Origin of the sequence: Nitrobacter winogradskyi (assembly GCF_006539545.1) — a bacterium.
In the GTDB taxonomy this organism is placed as follows: Bacteria; Pseudomonadota; Alphaproteobacteria; order Rhizobiales; family Xanthobacteraceae; genus Nitrobacter; species Nitrobacter winogradskyi_A.
Genome location: NZ_BJNF01000089.1, coordinates 1 through 24,467, shown reverse-complemented (window position 1 = coordinate 24,467; position 24,467 = coordinate 1). Strand labels below are relative to the sequence as shown.

Genomic DNA, 24,467 nt, shown 5'->3' with positions numbered 1-24,467 from the left:
CGATGCGCTTCAAACGCGCGGGCGTGCGCTATTCCGAAACGCCTGAGCCGACAACGCCGTATCAGGCCGCAGGCCAGCTTTGGGACGAACGGATCGGCTCCGCCCGGATTCAGGCCCGGAACTGGCGACTGATGTCGTTTGGCTGTCTTGCGCTCGCCATCGGCATGGCCGGCGGGTTGCTCTGGCTGGCCGGCCGCTCGACCGTGACGCCCTATGTCGTGGAGGTCGATCAACTCGGCCAGATCAAAGCGATCGGACCGGCCATCGAAGCTTATCGACCGACCGATGCGCAGATCGCGCATTCGCTCGCCCGCTTCATCCAGAATGTCCGCGCGCTGCCGACCGATCCGATCGTCGTACGCCAGAACTGGCTCGAAGCCTATGACTTCACCACCGATCGCGGCGGTGCCGCGCTCAACGACTATGCGCGCGCCAACGACCCATTCTCCAAGGTCGGCAAATCATCGGTCGCCGCCGAAGTCACGAGCGTCGTGCGGGCCTCGGAATCGTCGTTCCAAATCCGTTGGATCGAGCGGCGTTATGAGAACAACCAACTCGCCGGCACCGATCGCTGGACCGCCATCCTCACCATCGTTCTGCAACCACCGCGCACTGAAGATCGGCTGCGCAAAAACCCACTCGGCATTTTTGTCAACGGCATCAACTGGAGCCGCGAACTCGGCCCCGGCGGGTCGTGAGGGAGTCACCGCATTATGGCCTGCATGTCGCCCATCCGTCTTCTTCTGCTGTCATCGGCCGCGCTGCTCGCCGGTTGCGCAGTCCAGACGCCGCCGCCGGAAATCTCGCTCGACGAACCGTTCGAGGCGACGCGCGTCGTTGAGCCGGCCAGTTCGGTCGAAGTGGTGCCGTTGCCGCAGCCTTTGCCCCTACCGGGCCAGTTGAAGCCGCTGCCCGGTAGAGGCGGCACGCCGGAGGCATCCGATCCGAAAAAGCGTGTGACGAGTGCAAACGCCGCAGCCCGCATCCAGCCGACTCGATCCGGCTACATCAATGCCACGCAGGTCTGGCCCTATTCCGCAGGCGCGCTCTATCAGGTCTATGCCAGTCCCGAAAAGGTGACGGACATCGCGCTTCAAGGGAGCGAGGATCTAATCTCCGTCTCCGCCGGCGACACCGTGCGCTGGGTGATCGGCGACACGACGAGCGGCACAGGAAATGCCAAGCAGACGCACATTCTGGTGAAGCCGACCCGACCGGACCTCAAGACCAACCTGGTCATCAACACCAACCGTCGAACCTATCTGCTCGAACTGACATCTACGCCGCAGACGTGGATGGCGTCGGTCTCCTGGCATTACCCGCACGACCGCTTGATGGCGTTGCAACGCCAGAATGAGCGCGCGGAAACCGCCACGCCCGTCGCCAATGCGGTTGAGCTTGATCGCGTCAAGTTCCGCTACGAGATTACCGGCGATACGCCCTCATGGCGGCCGGTGCGCGTCTTCGACGACGGCGAGAAGGTCTATATCCAGTTTCCCGCCGGCATCGCTCAGGGCGAGCTTCCGCCGCTGTTCGTCGTCGGACCGACCGGCGAAAGCCAACTCGTGAACTACCGGGCGAAGCCACCTTATTACGTCGTCGATCGGTTGTTCGGCGCCGCAGAGTTGCGCCTTGGTGGCGAGAAGCAGCAGGTCGTGCGCATCTCGCGCACCGACGGCATACGGCGGGGGCTATTCGGACTATGACAACACCGCCCAAATCCCCGCCACCAAACCTCACGATTCGCGCGCGGCCGAAGCCTGTGACGCGGCTCAACCGCTGGACTCTGATCACGCTCGCCGGCGTGTCCGCTGCCGCGGTGCTCGGCGCAATGGTCTGGGCGCTGCAAGGCAGAGACCGCGGCAAGCCGACCGGCGACGAACTCTACAGCACCGATCGCGTCAATCCGGCCGAGGGTCTTCAAACCTTGCCGCACGATTACACCCAGGTCCAACCGCCGCGGCTCGGAGCGCCGCTGCCCGGCGAGTTGGGCGGGCCGATCGTTCGCACCGAGCGCGAGACCGGCATCCCGCAGATGCCGGAACGTCCGAACTTCCGTCCCGACCCGGAAGAAGATGCGAGGCGCGCGGCGATGTTGCGCGCGCAGCAGGAGGCCGAAGCCGCCGCCAAGGCCGCCGTCTTTTTCCAGTCCATCAAGCCGAGACAGGAGGCGACCACCGCCGCTGTGGCGCCGCTAGAACCGAATGGCTCTAACCTGACGGCGATTCCCGCACCCGGCACAGAGCCGACCAATGCGCCGGTCGACGCCGTGACCACGCAGAATATGCAGGACCGAAAACAAGCGTTCCTCAATCGCGAGACCGACCAGAAAATCTACGGCTCCGGCACGCTTCAAACGTCGCGTTCCCCTTATCAGGTCATGGCGGGGACGATCATTCCCGCCGCGCTGGTGACGGGAATCAATTCCGACTTGCCGGGGCAAATCATCGGTAGCGTCACCGAAAACGTGTACGACACGGTGGGTGGCCACCACCTGCTCATCCCGCAGGGCGCCCGGCTGATCGGCCAGTACGATTCCGGCGTGGCGTTCGGCCAGAGTCGCGTGCTTCTCGTCTGGAATCGCATCGTCATGCCGGACGGATCCTCTATCGTGCTCGACCGGCTCTCCGGCGTCGACACCGCCGGCTATGCCGGACTGGAGGACGAGGTCGACAAGCACTGGTTCCGCCTGATCGGCGGCGCGGTGTTCTCCTCGGTGCTGGGCGTTGGCGCGCAACTGGCTGCACCGGAGAATCGCGGTGGCAATGGCGATCGCGTCATCATCGCGACGCGCGGCGGCTTTCAGGACACCATCAATGGTGTTGGGCAGCAGATCACGCGCCGCAACCTCAACATCCAGCCGACCTTGACGGTGCGGCCAGGCTTCCCGGTTCGCGTCATCGTCAACAAGGATCTCATCTTGCGGCCCTATCAGGTCGCGCCGCTCATTGCCAATATCAGGAGAGACGATTGACCAAGAAGCTCAGCCTTGGGCCTGTCCCGAAATCGGAATTCGTCAAGCTGACGCTCACGGTCAGCACCGAACTCCGCGAAAACCTCGACCTCTATGCCGCGCTGCATTCCGAACTGAATGGCACGCCAGTCGATGCAACAACGCTGGCGCCGCTCATGCTCGAAACCTTCATCGCCCGCGACAAGGGATTCCGTGCGGCGCGCACCAGACGGGCGAGCCCATCAGGCGAGACGGCGCGCCTGCTCGATAAAGCGGGCTAGCGGCTCAACGGGCGTTTTCGCGCGCATCATCAGCCAAGTCTTCACCAATGCGGTCACATCGGACAACGGGCTTAGCACCAGCTCGCTTGCACTGACGGCTTCGAGTTGGGCAGCGGTCGCGATCCCGATGCCGTATCCGGCGACCACCAGCGTGACCAACATGCTCAGCGTTGTCGCCGTATCGACGATGTTCGGTGTCGCTGTCACCGTGCGGATGATCTGCTCGATCTGGCACTGCTGGCCAAGGCCCGTATCCCGTTGGCATAGCACGAGCGGTTTCCGAACCACGTCGACCAAAGCGACGTGTTTCCTTTGCACCAATGGATGTCTACTTGGCATAACTGCGATCAGCGGATCTCGCCAGATGGCCTGCGAAACGATGCCCTTGCCATATCCGCTCTCCGGTGCAAGCGCAGCGTCGAGGAATCCGCTTCGCAGTTCATAGATCTTCTGCGCCATGGACATTTCATGCACATGCACGCTGATATGCGGTGTCGCCTGTCTGAACGATGCGAGCAAGCGCGCAAGACGCGGCAGCGGCACACCGTCGCAAATACCAATATGAAGATGGCCGGTCCTGTCGCCGCCTTTCGTGCGCACATCGAGGCGCGCTTCGTCGGCAGCCGCCAGGAGCGCGCGGGCGTGGACAAAGAGTCGTTCGCCAGCCACCGTCAGCCTGGTCGACCGCCGTGTGCGCTCAAACAACATCACGCCCAGCTGCTGTTCGAGATTCCGGATTGAGCGCGACAACGGCGACTGCTCGATGCCGATGCGATCGGCCGCGCGCTTGAAGTGCAGTTCCTCCGCTACCGCCACAAAATGCCGGAGATGACGAAACTCCATTCACCCTGTCTCCACCCTCGTGACGTGAAGCGTGTCTCTGCGTTCAGGCAGCGCGATCGAGACCCTGCCTGATGCAGGCGGTCCGCGGCATGGGATGTTGCAGAGGCTAAACGCGTAACGGAAATCGATGATGTTGGTCGCCAATGACGGCGTCGACTCGTGAAACAATGATGCCGGATTCCAGACGTGACAGCTTGCCCGCCCGATAATCCGCTTCAGCGTGCCCAACAATATCCGCGAGTCCTGTCCGGACTTGTTCGTCGGATACGTCCCTCAACAAAACGCGGAAGCCACCCAGAAGTGCCTCGTAGGCTATCCCGGTGCCCATTCGGCCGATGCCAATGATCCCGACGGTTTCGATGAATTCAGCCATCGCAATTCAACTCCTGTGGAGGAGCAAAACCAGCAAATATATAGCTAACTTCTCACTCGCTTGTTCTTCAACGAAACAACATGACGGGAATCTTGCATGTCCGGATCATCTCCGTGGTCGTACTCCCGATAATCAGGTTGCGCAGGCGGGAGTGACCATATGCTCCCATGACAAGTAGGTCGATCCGGTGCGCTTCCACGTAAGATGCGATGGTGCTGTCGGCCGGGCCTTCAATCAGGTTCGTGTGGACTTCGTATCCCGCCCGCTGCAAAGCGCCGGTGGCCTCCTGAAGCCGCTTCCTGTTCTCTTCGGCAGCGGCCCCCGCCATGAGAAGATGGCATTCAAGGCCGAGAAACAGCCGGCTCATCCGGATATGATTGACCGCCTTCTGACTGCTGGTTTCCCCATCAAATGCAATCATAAAATTCTGGACGTGCTTAAACGCACGCGACGAGACCATGATTGGTTTTCGACTTGCGCGGACGATCCGCTCAAGATTTGAGCCCAGATGCAACTTCGCGAAGTCCGCGCCTTCGCCTCTCTTGCCGACGACGATTAAATCCGAATCCATCTCCATTTCGTTCACGGTCTCGACGAGATCGCCATGACGTAATTTCGTGGAAACGTTTGTGACCCCAGTAGCCACAAGGGACGCCTTCGCTTCAACGAGCATGGCCCTGCCGCGCTTTTGTGAGAGCTTGGCTTTCTGTTCGTCGAGCGACGCAAGTTCCGCGAGAAGAAGATCGCGCGCATCGACATCGAGACTTCCGCTCAGGTCGGGGGGCGAACTGGAAACGTCACGTCGGCCCAGGACGTGGAGAAGTTCGACAGATGCTTCGGTCCGAAGAGCAGCCCAGGCTGCATGGTCGCAAACGCTTTTCGAATAAACGGATCCGTCAATAAGTGCGAGCAATTTTGGCATCTTTCGCTCCCTCAATGCCTCATCAAGCGCTCCATCGCGCCGGGCTTGTCGTGAATCGCCAGTCGGTCGACGATGGTTTCGCTCGCTTCGTTCAGTCCGACAATTTCGACTTCCGCTCCTTCGCGGCGGAATTTCAGAACTACTGTGTCCAAGGCCGCGACGCTTGAGATATCCCAAATATGGGCCCGGCTGACGTCGATCCGCACCCTCTCCAAAGCCTCTTTGAAATCGAATGCTGAATTGAAATCGTCGGCGGAGGCGAAGAATAGCTGGCCTTCAACAATATAGGTCCGCTCTGCCCCATCGTCGGAGAGAACAGACGTTACCCTGAATATCTGGGCGATCTTTCCGGCGAAGAAGATCCCGGAAAGCAAGACACCGACAAGAACACCAACCGCGAGATTGTGCGTCACCACGACGCCAACGACGGTTGCGAGCATGACTATGCTCGAGCTGCGCGGATGAGTGCGAAGGTTCTTGATGGATATCCAACTGAATGTTCCGATCGAGACCATGATCATGATGGCAACGAGCGCGGCCATCGGGATCATCTGCACCCAGTGACCGAGCACCACGATCAGGAAAAGCAAGAAAGCTCCTGCGAAGAACGTGGATAGTCGACCGCGACCGCCCGATTTGATGTTGATGACGGACTGGCCAATCATCGCGCATCCGGCCATGCCACCGAGAAAACCGGTTACGCAGTTCGCGACGCCTTGGCCGATACACTCCCGGTTCTTGTTGCTAGGAGTATCGGTCAATTCATCCACGATCGTGGCGGTCATCAGGGATTCCAGCAGGCCGACCGCGGCGACTGCGACGGAGTATGGAAAGATAATCAGGAAGGTTTGAAGGTTGAGCGGAATGTCGGGGAACAGGAACACCGGTAGCGTCGACGGCAATTGGCCCATGTCGCCGACCGTGCGGATATCAAGTTTCAGCGCAACCGATGCGGTTGTTAGAACGACGATGCAGATCAGTGGAGACGGGACGATCTTCGTCAAACGAGGAAACCCGTAGATAATGGCCAGACCTGCCGCGACCATCACGTAGGTTGGCCACGGAACGCCCGTCAGTTCCGGAAGCTGGGCCATGAAAATAAGGATCGCGAGCGCATTGACGAAACCGGTCATGACGGACCGCGAGACGAAGCGCATCAAGTAGCCGAGGCGAACGACGCCAGCGAGTATCTGAAGGATCCCCGCCAGGACAGTTGCGGCCAAGAGATATTGCAGACCGTGTTCCTTGACGAGGGTGACCATCAGGACCGCGGTCGCAGCTGTAGCCGCCGAAATCATCCCCGGGCGCCCTCCGACAAAGGCTGAAATGGCGGCAATCGAGAACGAGGCGTAGAGGCCAACTTTCGGGTCGACCCCCGCAATGATCGAGAATGCGATCGCTTCTGGAATGAGAGCAAGCGCGACCACGAGTCCTGCGAGCACGTCGCCGCGGATGTTGCCGAACCACTCGCGGCGCAAGCGAGTAAACAAAAGTGCGAACAAGAATGATCTCCAGGCGGATTTCGGCCGGACTTTGAGCCAATGCAGGAATGTTGGGGAAGTCAGATGGAGCGACGAAGGGTACGCTAAGGCGGTACACACCGAGAAACCCGGCGCCGGGCGCGGGTCAAGGTCGCTTTATATCCATCAGACTACATCGGTCGGGCCTTCGAACCTGATAGCGCCAAATAGAAATGCTGCGCTGCAATGTCGAGCAATACGGAATGCTGGCCGGGATGGCAAGCGTCATTTTAAGCGGAGCCGTTCGGATCGTCGCAGCAATGGAGCGATCCTGCACTAGTTTCGCAACTATGTTGACTGTCGGCGCAACGGCGATTGGACCGTGACCGTGGGGCTGTTGCTGGATCGTGGTTTTCTCGGTCGCCTATACTTCCAGCCTTTTCCTCGTTTCGGGGACAGTGGCGGGGGCGCTCGCCTCATTGAACGCCCATTGAGATAGGAAAGGCGAAATGCCACCTTAACGGTCTGACTACGGACGTGGGAACGACGCTGTCATGGCTGATCTTCTGATCGGAAACAGGCCTTCGTCTCTTCATCAGGAGCGGCTGAACGTCGTCCAGGAAATTCTTGTCGCAAGCGATGTCAAAACAGTTCTGGACCTCGGATGTGGAAGAGGGCCCTTGATGGTCCGGTTGGCGCAAACCGCAAGGTTCGACCGCCTTGTGGGCGTCGATATATCCACCTGCGCCCTTCATTCTCTCGACCGGAAGTTGGCGAGCATCGGATCGGAGCGATGCAAAATCAGCCTCATTCGAGGATCTTTCATGGATCCCACGCTTGATCTCAGTGGCTTTGACGCCGCCATCATGGTGGAAACGATTGAACACATTGCTCCGGAGCGACTTGCCTCAGTTGAAGGCGCAGTTTTCCGCCGTCATCGACCTCGAACAGTGGTCATAACCACCCCCAACCGAGATTGGAACGATCGTCTTGGGGTGCCAAAGTATCGATATCGGCATCGCGACCATCGGTTTGAATGGGGACGATTGAAATTCAGATCGTGGGCCGAACGATTAGCGACGCGCAACCGATATCGAGTATGCTTTCAAGAGATCGGACAGGAAGATATCGCCTGCGGTGGAGCAAGTCAGATGGCTTGCTTCTCGCTAATCCCGCATGATCAATAATTCTGCGACATCTATTCGCGGGAATCCGTTAGAGGGGCGAACTCGAAAATCGCATTATTGACCTCGTAGAGCGAGGAATCAATCTGATCGGCGCAATTCAGGTCGAACAACGCAACGTTGTATCCATCTGCGGAAAATGCACTTCGATAGATGATGCCGTCATATCCCTCCGATCGGAAAACTTCCGCCAGGATCTGTGTGGCGGCATAGTGTGCGGTATTGTCGCTCCGGGTAACCGGTTGTGAAAATGCGTGATCGATGTAAGCCTAAACGACCTTTTCAATCTTTTCTGGTGTCGGTGATTCGACATAAGGAATATTCTTGCCATGGAAAACTGAGCAATCGACCGCCGTTAGAGGCCGCACAGTTGAGAAACGTGCCGCTGATACCACTGAACCTATCCATGGCCTTACTTCCGACATCGCGACCTCCCGCGTCGTCGCGAAGTAAAGGCAAGGTATTCCTTTTGGATTGACTCGCCCCTCATAGGCCCGGTCACGCAGGGGCTTCATGCGGGTTTCTCGATGCGGTCCCCGTACGCGCTTGCCGATTTTTGAATCGGTCAGCCATTCGTGACCCACCTGTGCTCGCCAAAAGATGCTGTTCTGCGGAATATCGCGCAGGCGGCTCTTGCACGATCGCGCCACCGCGTGAAGGAACTGCTCTCCTGTTGGAGATCGCAGATATCGTTTGGAAAGCGTCACCTCGGCCTTGAAATCCAAATAAGCATTTACACTCGAAAATGCTGCCGACGCCGTTCGTTGCTCCTCCAAATGAAAAACACCTCCTTGCAAGCGATGGGTAATCATGATGCTCGGCCATACGCCGCGGACGCTCAGGACAGTACTGCTGCGGCACCCGTGCTTTTAATCGGGAGATTCCGGGCAATCAGACAAATCCTTGTATCCCTCGATGGCCTTGGGGAACAATTTGAGTAGAGATGTCATGTCCTCGAAATGATCGAGTTCGACTTTAAAGTACCGGTACAATTTACCCCACCGGTGACGCCCAACGGCTTTCTTCTGCAGGAACTGTTGTATCTTTTCTAAGATGGGGGGATCGATGCGGTGGCTGAAATAAGCGACGGCTACGATTTGGTTCAACTTCGATTCGGTCTTCATTTGATCTAGCATTCCGTCCTCATTGGTTTCGGGACAAAACGCGCGGCGCAATACATATACGAAGCGTGTTTCCTGATGTTGATGCGATTTCTCTTTCTAAGCACTTCACAGCCGAGGAGAAAGAGATATTATAGCTGGGCGCTCTCCGCATTTTGGGTAGAGCGGAATCGAAAAATGATACCCGTAACCGGTCGATGATTTGGCTTTGCGCCGATCGATCGGAACGTGCCCGCATGATTTCAGTGGCGGGAGCGCTTATTCATTCCGTCTATAAGCGTGTGCAATTGAGGTATGAGAGGTTTGGTGCTCAGCACTCCAACCATATCAGGCGACTTACCTGTCTTTGACACGCAGAGATTTGCTGATGTCATGCGACTGCTGCGCTTGTTGATCGGGCAAGTTGAAGCGGGGTCGTCGGATGTCGTGCTGACGCGTGAAAGCGCGATGTATCAAGCCGCGTGCAGGCTTCTCGACGCGAATCCGGAACATCGCGCCGCGACAAGAACGGCGATCATGGCTCTGCGCGACCTTCTTTGGCGAGTTGATACCGTACGATCCATACTGGAATCCCATACGAATGATCCAACGATCGCGGAAGCGGTAAGATGGTTGGAGACGTCGGATGTTCATCAGTTCATGAGGCAAGAACCATAGCCGTTGTGTGGCCGGGCGCTCCCGTGTCTCACAATGGATGGTACTATGCAGAATTCCAAAGTTTCTGACGTTTCACAAGTTTCTCCCAAACGCTTATTTCCGGCCAAGCGTCGGACGTTTGCAATTATTTCTCATCCAGACGCTGGCAAGACCACCCTGACCGAGAAGCTCCTGCTCTACGGTGGGGCCATACAGATGGCAGGTCAGGTGAAGGCGCGTGGAGATCGACGACGAACTCGGTCGGACTGGTTGGAAATCGAGCGGAGTAGAGGCATTTCGGTCAGCAGCTCCGTCATGACGTTCGAACATAACGGCGTGATCTTCAATCTGTTGGACACGCCGGGTCACGCCGATTTTAGCGAGGATACCTATCGGACTCTTAGTGCTGTCGATGCGGCGGTCATGGTGATCGATGCAGCAAAGGGGATTGAAAGTCAGACGCGCAAGCTGTTCGAGGTGTGTCGCCTGCGGGACATTCCAATCATTACGTTCATCAACAAGGTGGATCGCGAAGGCATCGATCCGCTTGAAATGCTTGATGAGATCGCCGCCGGACTTGCTCTCGACCTGAGTGTTCTGACATGGCCGATAGGTCTCGGCACGGATTTTCGCGGTTGCTGTGACATCTACGGATCACGGCTCTTACTGCCCAAAGAAACACGTATTGATCCGTTCGGACGTGTTAAAAAGTTCAACAACCTTGACGATCTGCTGCTGAATTCAGAGATCGAGGAACGCATCGTTGAACCGGCGGTGGAAGGCCTTCTCCTCTGCCTTGAAGCTCTGCCGAAATTCCATCACCAGGCGTTTCTCGAAGGGCATCTTTCTCCAGTTATCTTCGGGAGCGCGTTGAAGGAGTTCGGCGTTGCCGAACTTCTGGATTGTTTGACCCGATGGGCGCCGGATCCGCTGCCGCGGAAGGCGAAAGAAAGATCGGTAGATCCGCACGAAAAACGCGTCACCGGGTTTGTTTTCAAGGTCCAAGCCAATATGGATCCTAACCATCGGGATCGTGTCGCGTTCGTGCGCTTGTGCTCAGGACGATTTGTCCGGGGAATGAAGCTTCTGAACGTTCGCGATCGTCGATCCTTGACGGTCAGTGCGCCCATCTTTTTTTTCGCACAGCAGCGGGAAACCCTCGAAGAGGCGTTCGCTGGCGACATTGTCGGAATTCCAAATCACGGCACGCTACGGGTTGGCGATACACTTACGGAAGGCGAAATCTTGACGTTCGAAGGGATACCGGATTTCGCACCGGAAGTCCTGAGACGGATCGGCCTCGGCGATGCCACGCGAACGAAGCAGCTGAATCGGGGTCTAAATGACATGGCCGAAGAAGGCGTGATTCAGATCTTCCGTCCGATATTTGGAACTTGGCCGATCCTTGGCGCAGTTGGCACCCTCCAGCTGGACGTTCTCGTATCCCGCCTCAATCAGGAGTACGGAGTTCCCATTCGGCTTGATCCGGCGCCTTACGAAACGGCGAGGTGGATCGTAAGCACCAATCCGCAACGCCTTCGAGAGTTTTGCGAATCGTATCGATCCAGCATCGCCGAGGATAAGAATGGCGGCCTTGTATTTCTTGCCAAGAATGCGTGGACCCTGAACAGGGCGACTGATGAATGGCCGGACATTGAGTTTCTCCGAGTGCGTGAAAGGAGTTAGATCGGGATGACCAAACTGACCCCGAACGATGAAAGCGCGCGCATACAACGGTTTCGTATGCGCCTCACAAACGAATTGAACCAGCTATTACTGCTGCGGGAGTCGAGTTCGGAGTCTCGAGCCGCGGTCCACCTCGATCAGCAAAGCGTCGGACGACTGTCACGCGTCGACGCAATGCAATCTCAGCAGATCGCGATCGCGGCTGATAGGCAACGACAACGTCAGATAGCGCGCATCCAACGGGCTTTGAGCCAGATGGATTCTGGTGAATTCGGCCGATGCCTTGATTGTGATAACGACATCGCTGAACGGCGTCTGGAGGCAGACCCCGCGACGCCGCTTTGCGTAAGCTGCGCCTCGCTGAGAGCCGTTTAGCGCCACGCATAAGATCGCACTGGTCTCGTCGCGTTCGCTGTCAATATGCAAATCAGGAAGCGTTATGTTGAAGGTCCAGGAGAGTGCTTCTCATCCGAAACTTGAATTGCCCCTGAGCCCAAGCGATGGGGTTGGAATGTTTGGACCAGGTCGGTTCGCCATGATCATTGATGGCGAAAGTCTTCATCACGCATTGAGAATGATCGGAACAGACATTGACTACAAAAAACTTCTCGGAATGTTTTTCGGACAATCGTTTTTGGTTTCCGCAACGTACCACGCAATCGCGCCAAGCGGCGAGCCGTCCGGACGACGGGCTCTATTAGATTGGCTTGAGTACAATGGTTATAGGGTCCGCGAGAAGCGTGGACGGTTCACGGCCCGGTCCGCTGGCCGGGGCGCACAAGAAGAGGGTGTTTCGCTGGAAATGGCGGTCGACGCCTTGGACATAACCCCACGCATTGACAATCTTGTCCTGTTCTCCGGCGATGGTGACCTTGCCCCAGTTGTTCGGGCGGTGCAGCGAAAGGGCATCTGCGTCAGTGCGGTGTCAACGTTGGCGTCGAAGCCGCCTTTGATCGCTGACCGTTTACGCAGACAGGTCGACCGATACTTTGACCTGCGGGACTTGATGCCTCATCTACATTTGCAGCGCAACGCGTCCTGAGGCGAGCGAGCCATCGAGCGATCAGGTCCTTTGCGACCTGAAGTGTTGGCCCCGAACCGAGTTGAGCAACCGAAGCGCGGACTGTCGACCAATTTTCGGTTTGCCGCCTGACGAAACCAGACCGTAGGTGCATAGACCAGATGAGCGCTGCCGAAATCGAAGAACAAGCCCGCCTCAAGGACTGCCAGGAGCGTATTGGGGACAACCTCCATGAAATTGGCGTGCGCCTCGATGCTTACGCGAGGGACATCCAGGCGAACAAGAACCACATGTGGGAGGCGCGCCGCGACATGGACCATATCGACAAGGTCGCGCTCAGGCAGTCAATCGAGCAGACGATGCGCTCGGCCGAGGTGCTCAAAGCGCAGCGGCATAAGCTCCTGAAGCTACGCAACTCCCCGTATTTCGGGCGCTTCGATTTCGCCCGCGGCCAAGATGGAAAAAGCGAAGCTCAACCTATCTATGTCGGCGTCCACGATTTCACAGACGAGGCGTCCGGCGAGACGCTCGTCTACGACTGGCGTGCCCCTGTTTGCTCGATGTTCTACGACTATGAGATCGGCCCAGCCAGATATGAGGCGCCGGCCGGCGAGGTGGAGGGCCGGCTGGAGCTAAAGCGCCAGTTCCGCATCCGCGGTGGGCGAATGGAGTTCATGCTGGAGTCCGGCGTCAACATCGTCGACGACGTGCTGCAGCAGGAGCTGAGCCGTTCTTCTGACGAGGCCATGAAAAACATCGTCGCGACGATCCAGCGCGACCAGAACGCCATCATCCGCAACGCGGAAGCAGATACGCTCATCATCCAGGGGGTGGCCGGCTCAGGCAAGACATCAATCGCGCTCCACCGCATCGCCTTTCTGCTCTACCGCTTCAAGGACACGCTAAACTCCAAGGATATCCTGATCATCTCGCCCAACCGCGTCTTTGCCGACTACATCGGCAATGTGCTACCAGAACTTGGCGAGGAGCAGGTGAGCGAAATCGGCATGGAGACGCTTGCCGACGAACTGCTTCAGGGTCAATACCGCTTCCAGACCTTCTTCGATCAGACCTCTCTACTGCTCGAAGGAAGGGATGAAGCACTGAGAGAGCGGATCGCCGCCAAGGGATCGCTCGGTTTCCTGAAACAGATCGACAGCTACGTTGATTATCTGGAAGCCAACTCGTTCAAGGCTGTCGAGTGGCGCCCCGGCGTCGGTCGCATTGTGCCCGACTGGCACTTTCAGGAGACGTGGCAGAAATATCGCGGCCTGCCGATCTCGGAACGCATTGCCGAGGTCGTCCGCACCACAGAGCACAAGGTCTTCCTCCACTACAAACACGAGCTCGAGTCGAGGCAGCTCAAGGCGCTTCGCGAAGCTGTCCGTGGCATGGTGCAACGGAAGAGCCTGCGCGCCGCCTACAAGGGATTGTTCGAGTGGCTGGGCCAGCCCGAGCTCTTCAAACCGGCCGGAGGAAGGCTCGAATACTCGGACGTCTTCCCGCTCATTTATCTCAAGATGCGGCTCGAAGGCGTCGACAATTCGCGCCAAGAGGTCAAACATTTGCTGATCGACGAGATGCAGGACTACACGCCGGTTCAGTATGCCGTGCTCGGAACACTCTTCCCCTGTCGGAAGACCGTCCTGGGAGACGCCACACAATCGGTTAATCCCTATGGCGGCTCGAATGCCGAGCAGATTCAGCGCGTGCTCAGGGCGTCCGCCCCCATGAAGCTCACCAAAAGCTACCGTTCGAGCTGGGAGATCATGCAATTTGCCCTGGGCATCTCACCGAACGAGGAACTCGTACCCATCGAGCGCCATGGCGAATCGCCGCGAGTTGTTCGCTGCGCGCGGCAGAGTGAAGCTGTCGAACGCATCATCGCCGAAATAGAGGACTTTCAAGCTTCATCCCATCGCCGCCTCGCGGTCATCGCCAAGACGCAGAAGTACGCGGAGAAGCTGCATCGCCTGTTGGCTGAGAAAGGCGTCGAGACACGGCTGCTTGATGCGGGAAGCGGAGGCTTTTCGACCCGCATCATCATCTGCACGTCACATCTGGCGAAGGGCCTCGAGTTCGACCGTGTGATCGTTCCCGATGCGGACGCCCACACCTATCAAACGGACATGGACCGCAACATGCTCTATGTAGCCTGCACGCGCGCGATGCACCGGCTGACCGTTGTTGTGAACGGCGAGCCGTCGGCTTTTCTACCTGCTTCGGCTATGTCTTGATTTAGTGGTTCAACTCGCCCGAGCGCTGCTGCTCGCGGTCGAGGACCTACCGCAGGTCCTCCAATCCGCTGGATAAGTTCGGCGGTAGTAGCCAGCACTACAAGAATGACCGCTATTGTCGCCCTCATGGAACGCAAATGACGATCGAAATGGCGGACACGGCCCCACTGCCGGACATCAAAGTGTCGATCCGTACGGCTTTTGGTATCGACAGCGACATGGAGGTACCAGCCTATTCGGAGCCGAACGAGCATGTTCCCGACCTCGACTCGGACTACAGGTTCGACCGTGCCACCACGCTTGCGATCCTGGCCGGATTCGCCCGCAATCGCCGCGTGATCGTCACCGGCTATCACGGCACCGGCAAATCGACCCATATCGAACAGGTGGCGTCGCGGCTAAACTGGCCGTGCGTGCGGGTCAATCTCGATAGCCACATCAGCCGCATCGACCTGCTCGGCAAAGACGCGATCGTCATCCGCAACGGCGTTCAGGTGACCGAGTTCCGCGATGGCATTCTGCCATGGGCGCTGCAGCACAACGTGGCGCTCTGCTTCGACGAATACGACGCCGGTCGCCCCGACGTGATGTTTGTGATCCAGCGCGTGCTGGAAGTCTCTGGCCGCTTGACCCTGCTCGATCAGAACAAGGTGATCCGGCCGCACCCATCCTTCCGCCTGTTCGCCACGGCCAACACGATCGGGCTGGGCGATACGTCCGGCCTCTATCACGGCACGCAGCAGGTAAACCAAGGGCAGATGGACCGCTGGTCGATCGTGACAACGCTCAATTACCTGCCGCACAACGATGAGGTAGAAATCGTGCTGGTGAAGGCCAAGCCATATCAGACGGCGGAAGGCCGAGAGATTGTGAACAAAATGGTGCGCGTCGCCGCCCTCACCCGCGGTGCGTTCATGAACGGCGACCTTTCGACCATCATGAGCCCGCGCACGGTGATCACCTGGGCGGAGAACTCCGACATCTTTGATGACGTCGGCTTCGCCTTTCGGGTGACGTTCCTCAATAGATGCGACGAACTGGAGCAACCCCTCATTGTGAATGCTGATCGAAAAATGACCCCCATCGGCATCACGGGGACCCCTTCAGCCCATTGATTTCGTTGAGTTGGCATGATGGACCTCCGTGCCGATCATGGTCGAGACCCCGCGCCGAAGCACACTCCTTGCAGAAATTGGTCGGCCTCGTGGATGATCTTCACGTTCACGCGGTTGCCGTCCGTCGCCGAGACCCACGGAAGCCAGAGACCGAATGTAACGGCGCCATTCGTCTCGACGGCGCCCAGCGTGCCGAGTGGCATTAGCTGCATGAGTTACAGCCCCTTCCACTGGATGTTGCGATAAAAAACCCGGCCGGTGTGGGTCTGGAGGCCGATGAAGCGAGGGTCTTGGGCGGTGGACGGGAGCCCGCGGCGAGGCGACTGCGGATCGCCGGTGAAGTGGAAGAGATTGACCATCGGTCCATTCAGTGCGACGCTTATGTTAGCACCGTCGACGGTGATTTCGTATTCGTTCCACTCGCCTACCGGATGAATCACAACGGGACCGTCGGTCGGGCCCTTAAAGGAGTAGACGGCGCCCGTGCTGTGGATTGGTGCGTTATCGGGACGGGCCAACTCGTCGATCTGTATTTCAAAACCGAAGTTGACGCCGACATAGGCGGTGTTGTCGTATCCTTCGAGCCTCGGGTCGGGGAAGCCGATAAACACTCCCGAATTGTCGTCTGACGCCGTCATCATCCATTGCAGCCGTAATATATAGCGGGCGGGCGTCTGTCTCTTCAGCCAAAGAAGCCCGAGATCTGTTCCGGCCCTTCCCTCCAGCATACCCCGCCGGACCCGAAATGCGCCGGGGTCGTCTCGATCGGGTTGGTTGCTAATGGTGGACATTGTCCAGTCGCCGAGCGACAAGCCATCGAATAGCGTTTCGAACCCCGCATCTGCAGCGAACGGGGGCGGGGACATGATGAGGTCGCCTGTAAGTCGTGATAGCGCGATGCCGGTGAGCATCGGGTTCGGCGAACCGATGCTTGGGAAAAGCGCGGGGCCTGCCGCGTACAGGTTTTCGGTGTGATGGAAGCGTCCATCCCCATCGGTGACGCTTTTGGTCGGATCATTTCCCATCCAGAGGCCGCCGGTTTCGTGATGAGTTGTTCCGAGACCGTCGCGATTGCTCTGGAGCACCTGCATGGGCTGTCCGTTCGCGAAGATGGCGGCGACCTTCTGCATAGCCGCATCCACCGCGTTCCACAGGTCCTCGTCGCGCTGCGTCGGGGTGAGCACGACTGATGCGCGGCGCACTCCGTATTCGTCAGTTCGAGAACTCAGGTCGACCCGGCTTGGATGAGCACCAATGTTGGCTGGATCGGCAGGCTCCATCTCTCCAAGGCCCCGTATCGCTATGGCGATATGTGTATCGTTTGAGGTGCGGAGCTGGTCATAGAAATCGATGTCGGGGACTTTGCGAAAGAGTTCGTCTTCTCCGCCAACGGTATTACCGCCGCCACTCGCTGAGATCTGAAGGTGAAATCGACCAATCAGATCACCGTTCGATCGCGTCGCACGCCCCTTTACAAACAGCGCCGCCGTTTGCAGTTCGTTGACTGCGGCGGACAGACCAGGGATCGCTGAGCGAGGCAAGCGGATGACCAGGTTCGAGCGAAGATGCGCGGTCAGGTTCTTGCCCAAGAGTGGCAAGGTCGGAAGTCCAGTGCCTTCGAACGAGGCCAGTGCCAGCCTCGCGTTCTCAATGGTTCCAAGCGCAATGACAACAGTGCCACCCGGCGCAAGGTCAATAGGCCCCTGGCTTGTATCAATACCGATGACACGCCACGTGCCGTTGGCAGTCGGCAGTGTGCGCAGGGACAGCACATGGGTGTCGGGCAGGATCATGAATTCCTTGGTGGCGTCGTTACCGTTCGAGGTCCCAGCCGCCGTCCTGGCTGCCTTCATCAGGAGTGGCACCACGCTGAATTTGTTCAGGGGGAAGAAGCCCGCGTGAGGTGGCCGCGCCTGCACCGCAAGCGGCGCCTCAAGCTTCAGCATATTCAGGAGATCGGTCTGAGAAAGCCCACCCGTAGAAGTTAGGCCGAGCAGCTTTGCCGGATCTGAGTTTGGTTTCAGAAGAGGCGACGCCGGGAGCGCGCCGAGGGAAAGCACGTCAGGGACGCTGGCGAGATTGTCGAAGAGCTGACGCCGCAAACCATTCTGAAGCTCTCCGGAAATGAAATCGTTGGCCTCGTCGACCCCGATCTGTCTTGAGCTCTCGTCGAAATAACGGCTGTTCAGGGCAGCAACAGTGACTGCAGGCCAAGTCGCCATCTCTTCATCAAGGAGGCGAGGCGACCACCCACCCCAATATAGCGATCGGCCGCCCACCGTGTAGGCGAGCCCTTTGAAGGGAATGGTTGACTTCCAAGGAAGGCCCCAGACCTCATTGCGCGGTGGCTCCGGCTGCGGCGCATTCTCATTCAAAAAGAAAGGACTCGCCGGGTCAGCGAAACCCTGAATGCCGGTGTTCTGGACGTGCTCGGGAACGCTGAACAGCCCGGCTTCTACGACCAGTGTGCGCAGCCCACCCCCGGCTTGTTTCTGACGAAACCAAAGGTGTTCTGCAATCGCGGAGCCGAAAGTCCCACCGCCTACGATGATGAAGTCGAAGGGGCGCCCACCTGCCGCCTTCCACGCATTTACCTCGGCGAGGTTGTTACAGAGATAGCGACCTTGGATATCTTTGGTGAAAGAGGTCCTCTCCGTTGCTGTAGGCATGCTCGCTCTCCTCATGCATACTAACCAGCACGAGCAGATTGCTCTTATTCTTCTAGTGGCGCAATGCGCACTACCGCTTCTCTGCAGATTGGATACTTCTCACAAATTGATAATGGCATCGGCTTAAACACTTCCGTCAGCTAAGCCGCGACACTTTCACCCGGACCGATCGCGCAGTTGATCCACTGGTGCGGTGCAACGTCATCATCATCACCGCCATCATGGGCATCATCATCGTCGCCTCACACCGCCAGCCGAGCGTCAACCCTGGGCGATAGCCCGCGCTATCAGATCGCGCGACTCGTCGTGCTGTGCGATCAGCCCGACGCCGAGCGTCAGGATCGCCGTCCCAAGCGGGGCGGCGGTCGCGGCGAGGTCGGTGTAGCGTGGACCGAAGCCCGCCGGCGAGAAATAGGCGGGCAAAAACGATGACTGCGTATCCGCACCGAAGCCATGTTAGTTCGCCCTTCTCGCAGTCTTGTCGATCGCGGATCGAAGGCCTTGCGCTAGCTTGATCGCATCGTCGTTCGCCCAGAAATGCAGGAAGTAGAGTCGCGGTTGTTCTTCCAGCATGTGGCTGTGGATAGCCGTCACTTCGATACCGTTCGAACGCAATGCCTTCACCACCGAATTCACTTCGTCGCCTGTCAGAACGAAATCACCGGTTATCGCTGCCTTGCCACCACCAGTTGGCTGGAAGTTGATCCCAGTCGCGACGCCCATTGGTCCCGCAGGCGAGATGCTCATCCCGTTCATAGTAATGTTGTCGCGCCGCGCAACACCGATTTGATAGACGCCTGCGTTTACATGTCCCTTCGCACCGATGATCTGGTCGATCTGAGTCGTGTCGAGATCGAGGGAGGACGTTGCGGCCGCAGCGGTCGGTGCTACAAGTGGGGTTTTGCTCTCGGCGAGAGCGTCGTGAAGTGTGGAGGCCATCTTCACCGGGTCTCCATGTCCCCCAACATGCAGATAGAAGGTCGCGGGAGTTGCTCGGAGCAGGTGATTGTGAATTGCTGTGACTTCCAGGCCACCCTCGATTAGTTTCGACATGACTGGATTGATCTCGGTTTCGAGGAGAACGAGATCGCCCATGACCATGGTGCTGCCGTGATCGAGTTTGAATGCAAGCCAGCCACCGAGCGCAAGGGCGGGTGCGATCGAAACCCCATCGAGGGTTACCTTGAGATCGCTTCTCGGAAAACCGTAACGATGAACGTCGCCGGATACGGCGGGTTCGCGGCCGAGTGTCGAATCCACCTTTTGCCAGTCGATGTCCTGGGCACTGGCGAATGTGGGAAAAGCAAGGATAAGACTACCAAGAAAAGCTAAAAAAAATGTGCGCATGCTCATCTCCATTTGAAAGGGACAGAGGCCCTGTTTTGCACCCTGTGTGTATTGCGTCTCTTATATTCGTATGTCTCATAATTCGCCGGCTTGATTTGCACCCTTTCGAAATAGACCACTGGTACACAACGCGAGGCTACCGTAAGCGGGGAAGGTGGTATCGCTTGATCTTTGCAGAACATTTTGGTCAATCGAAACGGTAAAGCGCGTAGGCCAAGCGTGTGCCACTGCCGAAATCGACCGCAACATCTGCCGTCGCAAGCTGTTCACTCGCCCGGCGACCACGCGATAGAAACGTACGTTGTTTTCCAGAGCATTGGCGCGGCGACGTAGTAATTGTTTCGGTCAATGAGACGGTTCGCGAGGCTCGCCGCCTGATCGACTTTTCCGGATATCGGCTTGAAGTGAATGATAGCTTCGATGTCACTCGAAACCGGTCGGCATGTGTATCGCGTTCGGATCGGCCTCGATTTGCGCGAGCATTCTTCCGCGTTCAGCCGCGGTGTCCTCGACGATCGTCTGTTCGCCTGGACTGCCGCCGCCGTCAATGCGGACACAAAATTCTTCGGCAGTGCGCCACGTTGGGTAGCACCGAACGTCACGCGTTGAGCCTGCGCGGAGGACATCATCAATGATGCCGCGAACAAAACGGCGAGGATAGCTGACGGTTTCATCTCAACAAACCAGTGATATGGAGAACGATGCCGAGGGCACAACAGGCGGCAAGCGTTGGAATCATACCGACCTTAAACCGGAAGATCGCAACTGCGGCCGTTGCCGAAAGGCCCAGCGCCCATGGATCGACGCTCGCCAGCTTCGGTGCATTGAAATCCATCATTAGTGCGTGAACCGGAATGGTTTCCCGGAAGATGGTGTGGATAGCGAACCAGACGGCAAGATTGAGTACCACGCCGACAACTGCGGCGGTAATAGCGGACAGCCCGGATGCCAGGGCCTTGTTTCCACGGATGATCTCGATGAATGGCGCGCCAAGGTAGATCCAGAGGAAGCATGGGGTGAACGTGACCCACGTGGCGAGCAATCCACCGAGTGCCCCGGCCAGCATCGGCGACAGCGTGCCCGGGTCCCGATAAGCCGCCATAAACCCCACGAATTGCAGGACCATGATCAGGGGCCCCGGCGTGGTTTCCGCCATGCCGAGGCCATCGAGCATTTCGCCGGGTTTCAGCCAACCGTAATGGTCGACGGCCTGTTGGGCGACATAGGCAAGCACGGCATAGGCGCCGCCAAACGTCACCATCGCCATTTTGCTGAAGAAGACGGCGATCTGACTGAAGACGTTCTCGGAGCCAAGCATTGCGAGCAGCACAATCACGGGAACGAGCCAAAGCGCTAGCCAGATGGCGGCTACCCGCAGGAAGCGCGGAAGGGTTGGTCGGGTATGTTCTGGCTGGCTCTCGCCGAGCAGGCTGTCAACGAGGGCGTCATTGCCTGTGTTGCCGTTTGATCCGTGGTCAGCCGTAACCTGGAATGCCTTGACCCCCAAGGCAGCGCCGAGAAACCCGATCAATGCTGCGCCGAAAACAATAATTGGAAACGGCACGTTGAAGAAGAAGATGCCGACGAATGCCGCCGCAGCGAGCATCTTCATGACGCGGTTCTTCAGGGACCGCTTGCCGATTCGGATCATGGCTTCGAGGACGATCGCCAGAACGGCCGCTTTTAATCCGAAGAACAGCGCCACGGTGATCGGAACGTTGCCGAATGCGGCGTAGACGTAGCTCAACGCCATGATTGCGATAACGCCCGGCACAATAAACAGGCCGCCCGCCAGCAGGCCTCCCAGAGTCCGGTGCATCAGCCAGCCGATATAGGTTGCGAGCTGTTGCGCCTCCGGACCCGGCAGCAGCATGCAGTAGCTCAGCGCATGCAGGAAACGCTCCTCGGAAATCCACCGCTTCTCTTCGACGAGGATGCGATGCATGACGGCGATCTGCCCGGCCGGTCCGCCAAAGCTGAGCAGCGCCACGCGAGCCCACACGCGCAGCGCATCATTGAGGGATACGCCGTGCCTGGGCAAAGGACGAAGCTTTCCCACCGTCGTCGCTTCCGTCACGGGTGCGCCCCGGCAAGCGGTTCGGATGTCGGTTCTTGCTTCTCGATCTCCAGACGATACCATTTGTGCAGCGCGTCGTAGATGACGAGACCATGTCCCAGCATCTCATGATCATCAGGAAAGTTGGCCGACAAACCACGGGAGATCGCGAGCAACCCTTCGCATTGAGGAGCCAGGTCCGGCCGTGACGTGTCGGCGCCTCGCACGATGGTGGCTAGCCGATCGAGAGCGGAATCCTTGATGTCGTAGACCTTCAGGATGGCGTCGAACGAGCAGCGATCATTTTCGTGAGTGAACTCCACGCCATCAATGTCATAGGGTGTCGCGCCGGTTTGCTCCGCGACCGCGAGAACCTGATCTCTTGGCACGTAAATGAATTCGGTGTTGGGATCGATGAAACGGCGGATCAGCCATGCGATGCGATCGATCTTGGGATGCTCGCGGGTGATCCATTTGCCCGGACTGATTCCGATGTTGCGGCGGGTCGGCAGTCCGAGTTCGGTCCAGTCGGCAATTCCGCCTGCCAGAAAATTCGGATTAACGCCCATGAGACGCAGGGCGGTGGCGACCCCCTGACTAACCTGATCGCCGTGAAAGCAGCACGTGACCACCCGGCGTCCGTCCGGCAATTCGTCTCGCCATTGCTCAACGTCATTCGGAAAGCGGTGAAAAGCGGGACTTGCCAGCCGATCCGCGCTGGCGAAATCGACGTCGCGCCGAACATCCACGACGATCGGCGCGGCATCCGAACCGAGCGACGCGTAAAGATCATGCGGAGATATGGAGATATCGTTTTCGTCCACGCGCAACCTCCTCGACAAATCGAGCGCTGCGCAGAGCTTGGACGGAAACCGTCTGAGGGGGAGTCTGCCGGTCCCCGATGGGACGAGACTAAATCATTCTCCGGACTCAAATTCAAGACTCACGCGTCGTGACCGGAAACGTTATTGCGGTGGGCCAGGTTGATTGTTAGTGAATGGCGTTCGTTGGGCCAGCACGGGCGGCATCGCGGGCCAGGTTGCTCAGCCATCAAGACAGCAGGTCGGCGCATTCCGGCTAGCATGAATTGGCGGGCACGGCACTGTTCCGTAGGAACAGAAAACGCAGCAATCTCCGAGTTTCGGTTTCAGGCGAGCGCTACACGACGTACAGTCGTAGAAGAATTGGCAGGCATCGGCCGGCATGCTCTCCATCTCGCGGTGTCCGCAGTTCGGACATGTGATGGTGGATTCCAGAATAACAGCACTCTTCTGCATCGCCGTATCCTTACCTGACGCGATCTCGCCTGGCCATAAGGCGGCGAATATAGCATCAGTTTGAGCCTATTGGATTTGTTCTTGGCGATTGGTTGCCCGGCTCTCGCCTCCGTTGAATATGTCACGCCGATTTGAACGGCCGATCAGTCGCGACTAGGGCGTAACCTTTGGCGCCGCGCAGCGAACCTCCCTACAGGCGCGCCGCACCTGGCTCGCCGGGCGAGTGAGTGCGTATGCTCGCACGATCGATCACAGTTGGAGGAACAGATATGTCCAATCGCATGCTACCCGCGCTGGTCGCCGGTGCTTTCGCGGCCGCGCTCGGCTCACTCGCAGCAATGCCGGCTTCGGCCCAGACGAGCAAGGCCGACATGGAAAAAATGATGAAGGAGAAACAGGCCAAAACCATGCAGGCCCTTCAAGGTGGCAAGGTCGAGAAGTGCTTCGGGGTAGCGCTGAAGGGGCAGAACGACTGCTACGCCGGCGCCGGGACGAGCTGTGCGGGCACCAACACCACGGATTATCAGGGCAACGCCTACAAGCTCGTGCCCAAGGGCACCTGCACGGCGATGACGACGCCGAAAGGGAATGGCAGCCTGACGCCGAAAGCCTGAGCTCAACAATGGCCGGGCGGGTTTCATTCCCGCTCGCGCCCTCCAACGGCGGAGACGGTCATGCCGTCAAATCCTTTCCGAACGCAGCCGCCGCCGATTCCGCCGCGCGCCGGCGTCGGGTTCAAGGCTGAACATTATCGCGAGCTCGTCGAGACCGGGCCCGATGTCGGTTTTTTCGAGGTTCACGCGGAGAACTATATGGGCGATGGCGGCCCGCCGCACCGTTATCTCACCGCGATCCGCGAGCGCTATCCGCTCTCGCTGCACGGCGTCGGCTTATCGATCGGCGCGGACCGTCTGCTAGATCGCGATCATCTGCGTCGCCTGAAGGACCTAATCGCGCGCTACGAGCCGGGACTTTTTTCCGAGCACCTGGCCTGGTCGTCGCACGACACCGGTTTCCTCAACGACCTGTTGCCGCTTCCCTACACCGCCGAAACGCTCGCTCGCGTCTGCGCGCATATCGACGAGTTTCAGGAAACGCTCGGCCGCCAGATGCTGTTGGAGAATCCTTCCACTTATCTCGCTTTTGCCGAAAGCACCTATTCGGAGATCGACTTCATCGCCGAGGTGGTGCGGCGCACCGGCTGCGGCCTGCTGCTCGATGTCAACAACGTGCATGTCGCCTCGACCAACCAGCAATGGGACGCCGAAGCCTATATCGACGCCTAC

At 58.4% G+C, this 24,467-nt stretch carries 26 protein-coding genes and 2 pseudogenes; 14 read left to right on the top strand and 14 right to left on the bottom strand.

Going from position 1 to position 24,467, the window contains the following annotated elements; translation table 11 throughout:
- The first annotated feature begins 2 nt into the window (after positions 1 to 2).
- The 4 genes from trbF to NWI01_RS15535 are packed head-to-tail and all read left to right on the top strand — an operon-like array spanning position 3 to position 3,234.
- Positions 3 to 698: a conjugal transfer protein TrbF gene (trbF, locus tag NWI01_RS15550; RefSeq protein WP_141384887.1), complete on the top strand. Its 696-nt coding sequence runs from the start codon at positions 3 to 5 to the stop codon at positions 696 to 698.
- A 24-nt stretch (positions 699 to 722) separates the two neighbouring features.
- Complete coding sequence (gene trbG, locus NWI01_RS15545; protein ID WP_244613808.1) at positions 723 to 1,706, top strand: P-type conjugative transfer protein TrbG; 984 nt, start codon at positions 723 to 725, stop codon at positions 1,704 to 1,706.
- A complete protein-coding gene (locus NWI01_RS15540) occupies positions 1,703 to 2,974 on the top strand; it encodes a TrbI/VirB10 family protein (RefSeq protein ID WP_141384885.1) in 1,272 nt (423 codons plus the stop codon). Before trbG ends, NWI01_RS15540 begins: the two co-directional genes overlap by 4 nt.
- Entirely contained in the window at positions 2,971 to 3,234 is a 264-nt protein-coding gene (locus tag NWI01_RS15535) for a DUF2274 domain-containing protein (protein ID WP_141384884.1), read from the top strand. Before NWI01_RS15540 ends, NWI01_RS15535 begins: the two co-directional genes overlap by 4 nt.
- Here NWI01_RS15535 and NWI01_RS15530 read toward each other — a convergent pair.
- The 5 genes and pseudogenes from NWI01_RS15530 to NWI01_RS15515 form a co-directional block, all read right to left on the bottom strand.
- Positions 3,196 to 4,077 (bottom strand): LysR family transcriptional regulator, encoded by an 882-nt coding sequence (locus NWI01_RS15530; protein ID WP_141384883.1) that lies wholly within the window; start codon positions 4,075 to 4,077, stop codon positions 3,196 to 3,198. The two genes, NWI01_RS15535 and NWI01_RS15530, sit on opposite strands and share 39 nt — an antisense overlap.
- Before the next feature lie 106 nt (positions 4,078 to 4,183).
- A complete protein-coding gene (locus tag NWI01_RS15525; protein ID WP_141384882.1) occupies positions 4,184 to 4,450 on the bottom strand; it encodes a 3-hydroxyacyl-CoA dehydrogenase NAD-binding domain-containing protein in 267 nt (88 codons plus the stop codon).
- A gap of 67 nt (positions 4,451 to 4,517) precedes the next feature.
- Positions 4,518 to 5,123 carry a universal stress protein gene (locus tag NWI01_RS15520; RefSeq protein ID WP_307723464.1) on the bottom strand — a complete coding sequence of 202 codons (606 nt, stop codon included), beginning with the start codon at positions 5,121 to 5,123 and terminating at the stop codon, positions 4,518 to 4,520.
- A 51-nt stretch (positions 5,124 to 5,174) separates the two neighbouring features.
- A pseudogene (locus NWI01_RS20200) lies at positions 5,175 to 5,372 on the bottom strand (universal stress protein); the annotation flags it as partial.
- Between the two features lie 11 nt (positions 5,373 to 5,383).
- Positions 5,384 to 6,862: a SulP family inorganic anion transporter gene (locus NWI01_RS15515; protein ID WP_375782186.1), complete on the bottom strand. Its 1,479-nt coding sequence runs from the start codon at positions 6,860 to 6,862 to the stop codon at positions 5,384 to 5,386.
- 524 nt (positions 6,863 to 7,386) lie between these two features.
- Here NWI01_RS15515 and NWI01_RS15510 point away from each other — a divergent pair.
- Positions 7,387 to 8,019, top strand: coding sequence for a methyltransferase domain-containing protein (locus tag NWI01_RS15510; RefSeq protein ID WP_141384880.1), 633 nt, complete (start codon positions 7,387 to 7,389; stop codon positions 8,017 to 8,019).
- 11 nt (positions 8,020 to 8,030) lie between these two features.
- Here the strand turns inward: NWI01_RS15510 and NWI01_RS20120 are convergent.
- Together NWI01_RS20120 and NWI01_RS15495 are read right to left on the bottom strand one after the other, a co-directional pair.
- Positions 8,031 to 8,828, bottom strand: a pseudogene (locus NWI01_RS20120) (RES family NAD+ phosphorylase).
- 57 nt (positions 8,829 to 8,885) lie between these two features.
- On the bottom strand, positions 8,886 to 9,152 hold the full coding sequence (locus NWI01_RS15495) for a hypothetical protein (RefSeq protein WP_210242983.1): 267 nt from the start codon (positions 9,150 to 9,152) through the stop codon (positions 8,886 to 8,888).
- A gap of 357 nt (positions 9,153 to 9,509) precedes the next feature.
- Between NWI01_RS15495 and NWI01_RS15490 the strand changes: the two genes are divergently transcribed.
- The 6 genes from NWI01_RS15490 to cobS all read left to right on the top strand — a co-directional run bounded on the left by NWI01_RS15490 (position 9,510) and on the right by cobS (position 15,832).
- Positions 9,510 to 9,794, top strand: coding sequence for a hypothetical protein (locus tag NWI01_RS15490; RefSeq protein ID WP_141384877.1), 285 nt, complete (start codon positions 9,510 to 9,512; stop codon positions 9,792 to 9,794).
- A 45-nt stretch (positions 9,795 to 9,839) separates the two neighbouring features.
- Complete coding sequence (locus NWI01_RS15485) at positions 9,840 to 11,459, top strand: peptide chain release factor 3 (RefSeq protein WP_141384876.1); 1,620 nt, start codon at positions 9,840 to 9,842, stop codon at positions 11,457 to 11,459.
- 6 nt (positions 11,460 to 11,465) lie between these two features.
- Positions 11,466 to 11,834 (top strand): TraR/DksA family transcriptional regulator, encoded by a 369-nt coding sequence (locus tag NWI01_RS15480; RefSeq protein WP_210242982.1) that lies wholly within the window; start codon positions 11,466 to 11,468, stop codon positions 11,832 to 11,834.
- 160 nt (positions 11,835 to 11,994) lie between these two features.
- Positions 11,995 to 12,501 (top strand): LabA-like NYN domain-containing protein, encoded by a 507-nt coding sequence (locus NWI01_RS15475; protein WP_210242981.1) that lies wholly within the window; start codon positions 11,995 to 11,997, stop codon positions 12,499 to 12,501.
- A gap of 140 nt (positions 12,502 to 12,641) precedes the next feature.
- Positions 12,642 to 14,717, top strand: coding sequence for a HelD family protein (locus NWI01_RS15470; protein ID WP_141384874.1), 2,076 nt, complete (start codon positions 12,642 to 12,644; stop codon positions 14,715 to 14,717).
- A 137-nt stretch (positions 14,718 to 14,854) separates the two neighbouring features.
- On the top strand, positions 14,855 to 15,832 hold the full coding sequence (cobS, locus tag NWI01_RS15465) for a cobaltochelatase subunit CobS (RefSeq protein WP_141384873.1): 978 nt from the start codon (positions 14,855 to 14,857) through the stop codon (positions 15,830 to 15,832).
- A 35-nt stretch (positions 15,833 to 15,867) separates the two neighbouring features.
- Here cobS and NWI01_RS19055 read toward each other — a convergent pair whose 3' ends face one another.
- From NWI01_RS19055 to NWI01_RS15455, 4 genes are all read right to left on the bottom strand, one after another.
- The gene (locus NWI01_RS19055) at positions 15,868 to 16,044 is read right to left on the bottom strand and encodes a hypothetical protein (protein WP_181410521.1); all 177 of its coding nucleotides are present in this window, start codon (positions 16,042 to 16,044) and stop codon (positions 15,868 to 15,870) included.
- Between the two features lie 3 nt (positions 16,045 to 16,047).
- Positions 16,048 to 18,501, bottom strand: a complete 2,454-nt coding sequence (locus tag NWI01_RS15460; RefSeq protein ID WP_141384872.1) for a family 16 glycoside hydrolase — start codon at positions 18,499 to 18,501, stop codon at positions 16,048 to 16,050.
- Positions 18,502 to 18,762: 261 nt separating this feature from the next.
- The gene (locus NWI01_RS19050; protein WP_181410519.1) at positions 18,763 to 18,924 is read right to left on the bottom strand and encodes a hypothetical protein; all 162 of its coding nucleotides are present in this window, start codon (positions 18,922 to 18,924) and stop codon (positions 18,763 to 18,765) included.
- A 33-nt stretch (positions 18,925 to 18,957) separates the two neighbouring features.
- Positions 18,958 to 19,848 (bottom strand): DUF1259 domain-containing protein, encoded by an 891-nt coding sequence (locus NWI01_RS15455; protein ID WP_141384871.1) that lies wholly within the window; start codon positions 19,846 to 19,848, stop codon positions 18,958 to 18,960.
- 420 nt (positions 19,849 to 20,268) lie between these two features.
- Here NWI01_RS15455 and NWI01_RS15450 point away from each other — a divergent pair, with 420 nt between their 5' ends.
- Positions 20,269 to 20,457 carry a hypothetical protein gene (locus NWI01_RS15450; RefSeq protein ID WP_141384870.1) on the top strand — a complete coding sequence of 63 codons (189 nt, stop codon included), beginning with the start codon at positions 20,269 to 20,271 and terminating at the stop codon, positions 20,455 to 20,457.
- 61 nt (positions 20,458 to 20,518) lie between these two features.
- Here NWI01_RS15450 and chrA read toward each other — a convergent pair whose 3' ends face one another.
- From chrA to NWI01_RS19760, 3 genes are all read right to left on the bottom strand, one after another.
- Complete coding sequence (gene chrA, locus NWI01_RS15445; protein ID WP_244613807.1) at positions 20,519 to 21,925, bottom strand: chromate efflux transporter; 1,407 nt, start codon at positions 21,923 to 21,925, stop codon at positions 20,519 to 20,521.
- Positions 21,922 to 22,728, bottom strand: coding sequence for a chromate resistance protein ChrB domain-containing protein (locus tag NWI01_RS15440; protein WP_210242980.1), 807 nt, complete (start codon positions 22,726 to 22,728; stop codon positions 21,922 to 21,924). Before NWI01_RS15440 ends, chrA begins: the two co-directional genes overlap by 4 nt.
- Positions 22,729 to 22,947: 219 nt before the next feature.
- The gene (locus NWI01_RS19760; RefSeq protein ID WP_141384867.1) at positions 22,948 to 23,181 is read right to left on the bottom strand and encodes a GDCCVxC domain-containing (seleno)protein; all 234 of its coding nucleotides are present in this window, start codon (positions 23,179 to 23,181) and stop codon (positions 22,948 to 22,950) included.
- Positions 23,182 to 23,450: 269 nt separating this feature from the next.
- Here NWI01_RS19760 and NWI01_RS15430 point away from each other — a divergent pair, with 269 nt between their 5' ends.
- Together NWI01_RS15430 and NWI01_RS15425 are read left to right on the top strand one after the other, a co-directional pair.
- A complete protein-coding gene (locus NWI01_RS15430; RefSeq protein ID WP_141384866.1) occupies positions 23,451 to 23,795 on the top strand; it encodes a BufA1 family periplasmic bufferin-type metallophore in 345 nt (114 codons plus the stop codon).
- A 60-nt stretch (positions 23,796 to 23,855) separates the two neighbouring features.
- Positions 23,856 to 24,467 (top strand): DUF692 domain-containing protein (locus NWI01_RS15425; protein WP_141384865.1); only part of this gene is annotated, 612 nt, incomplete at its 3' end.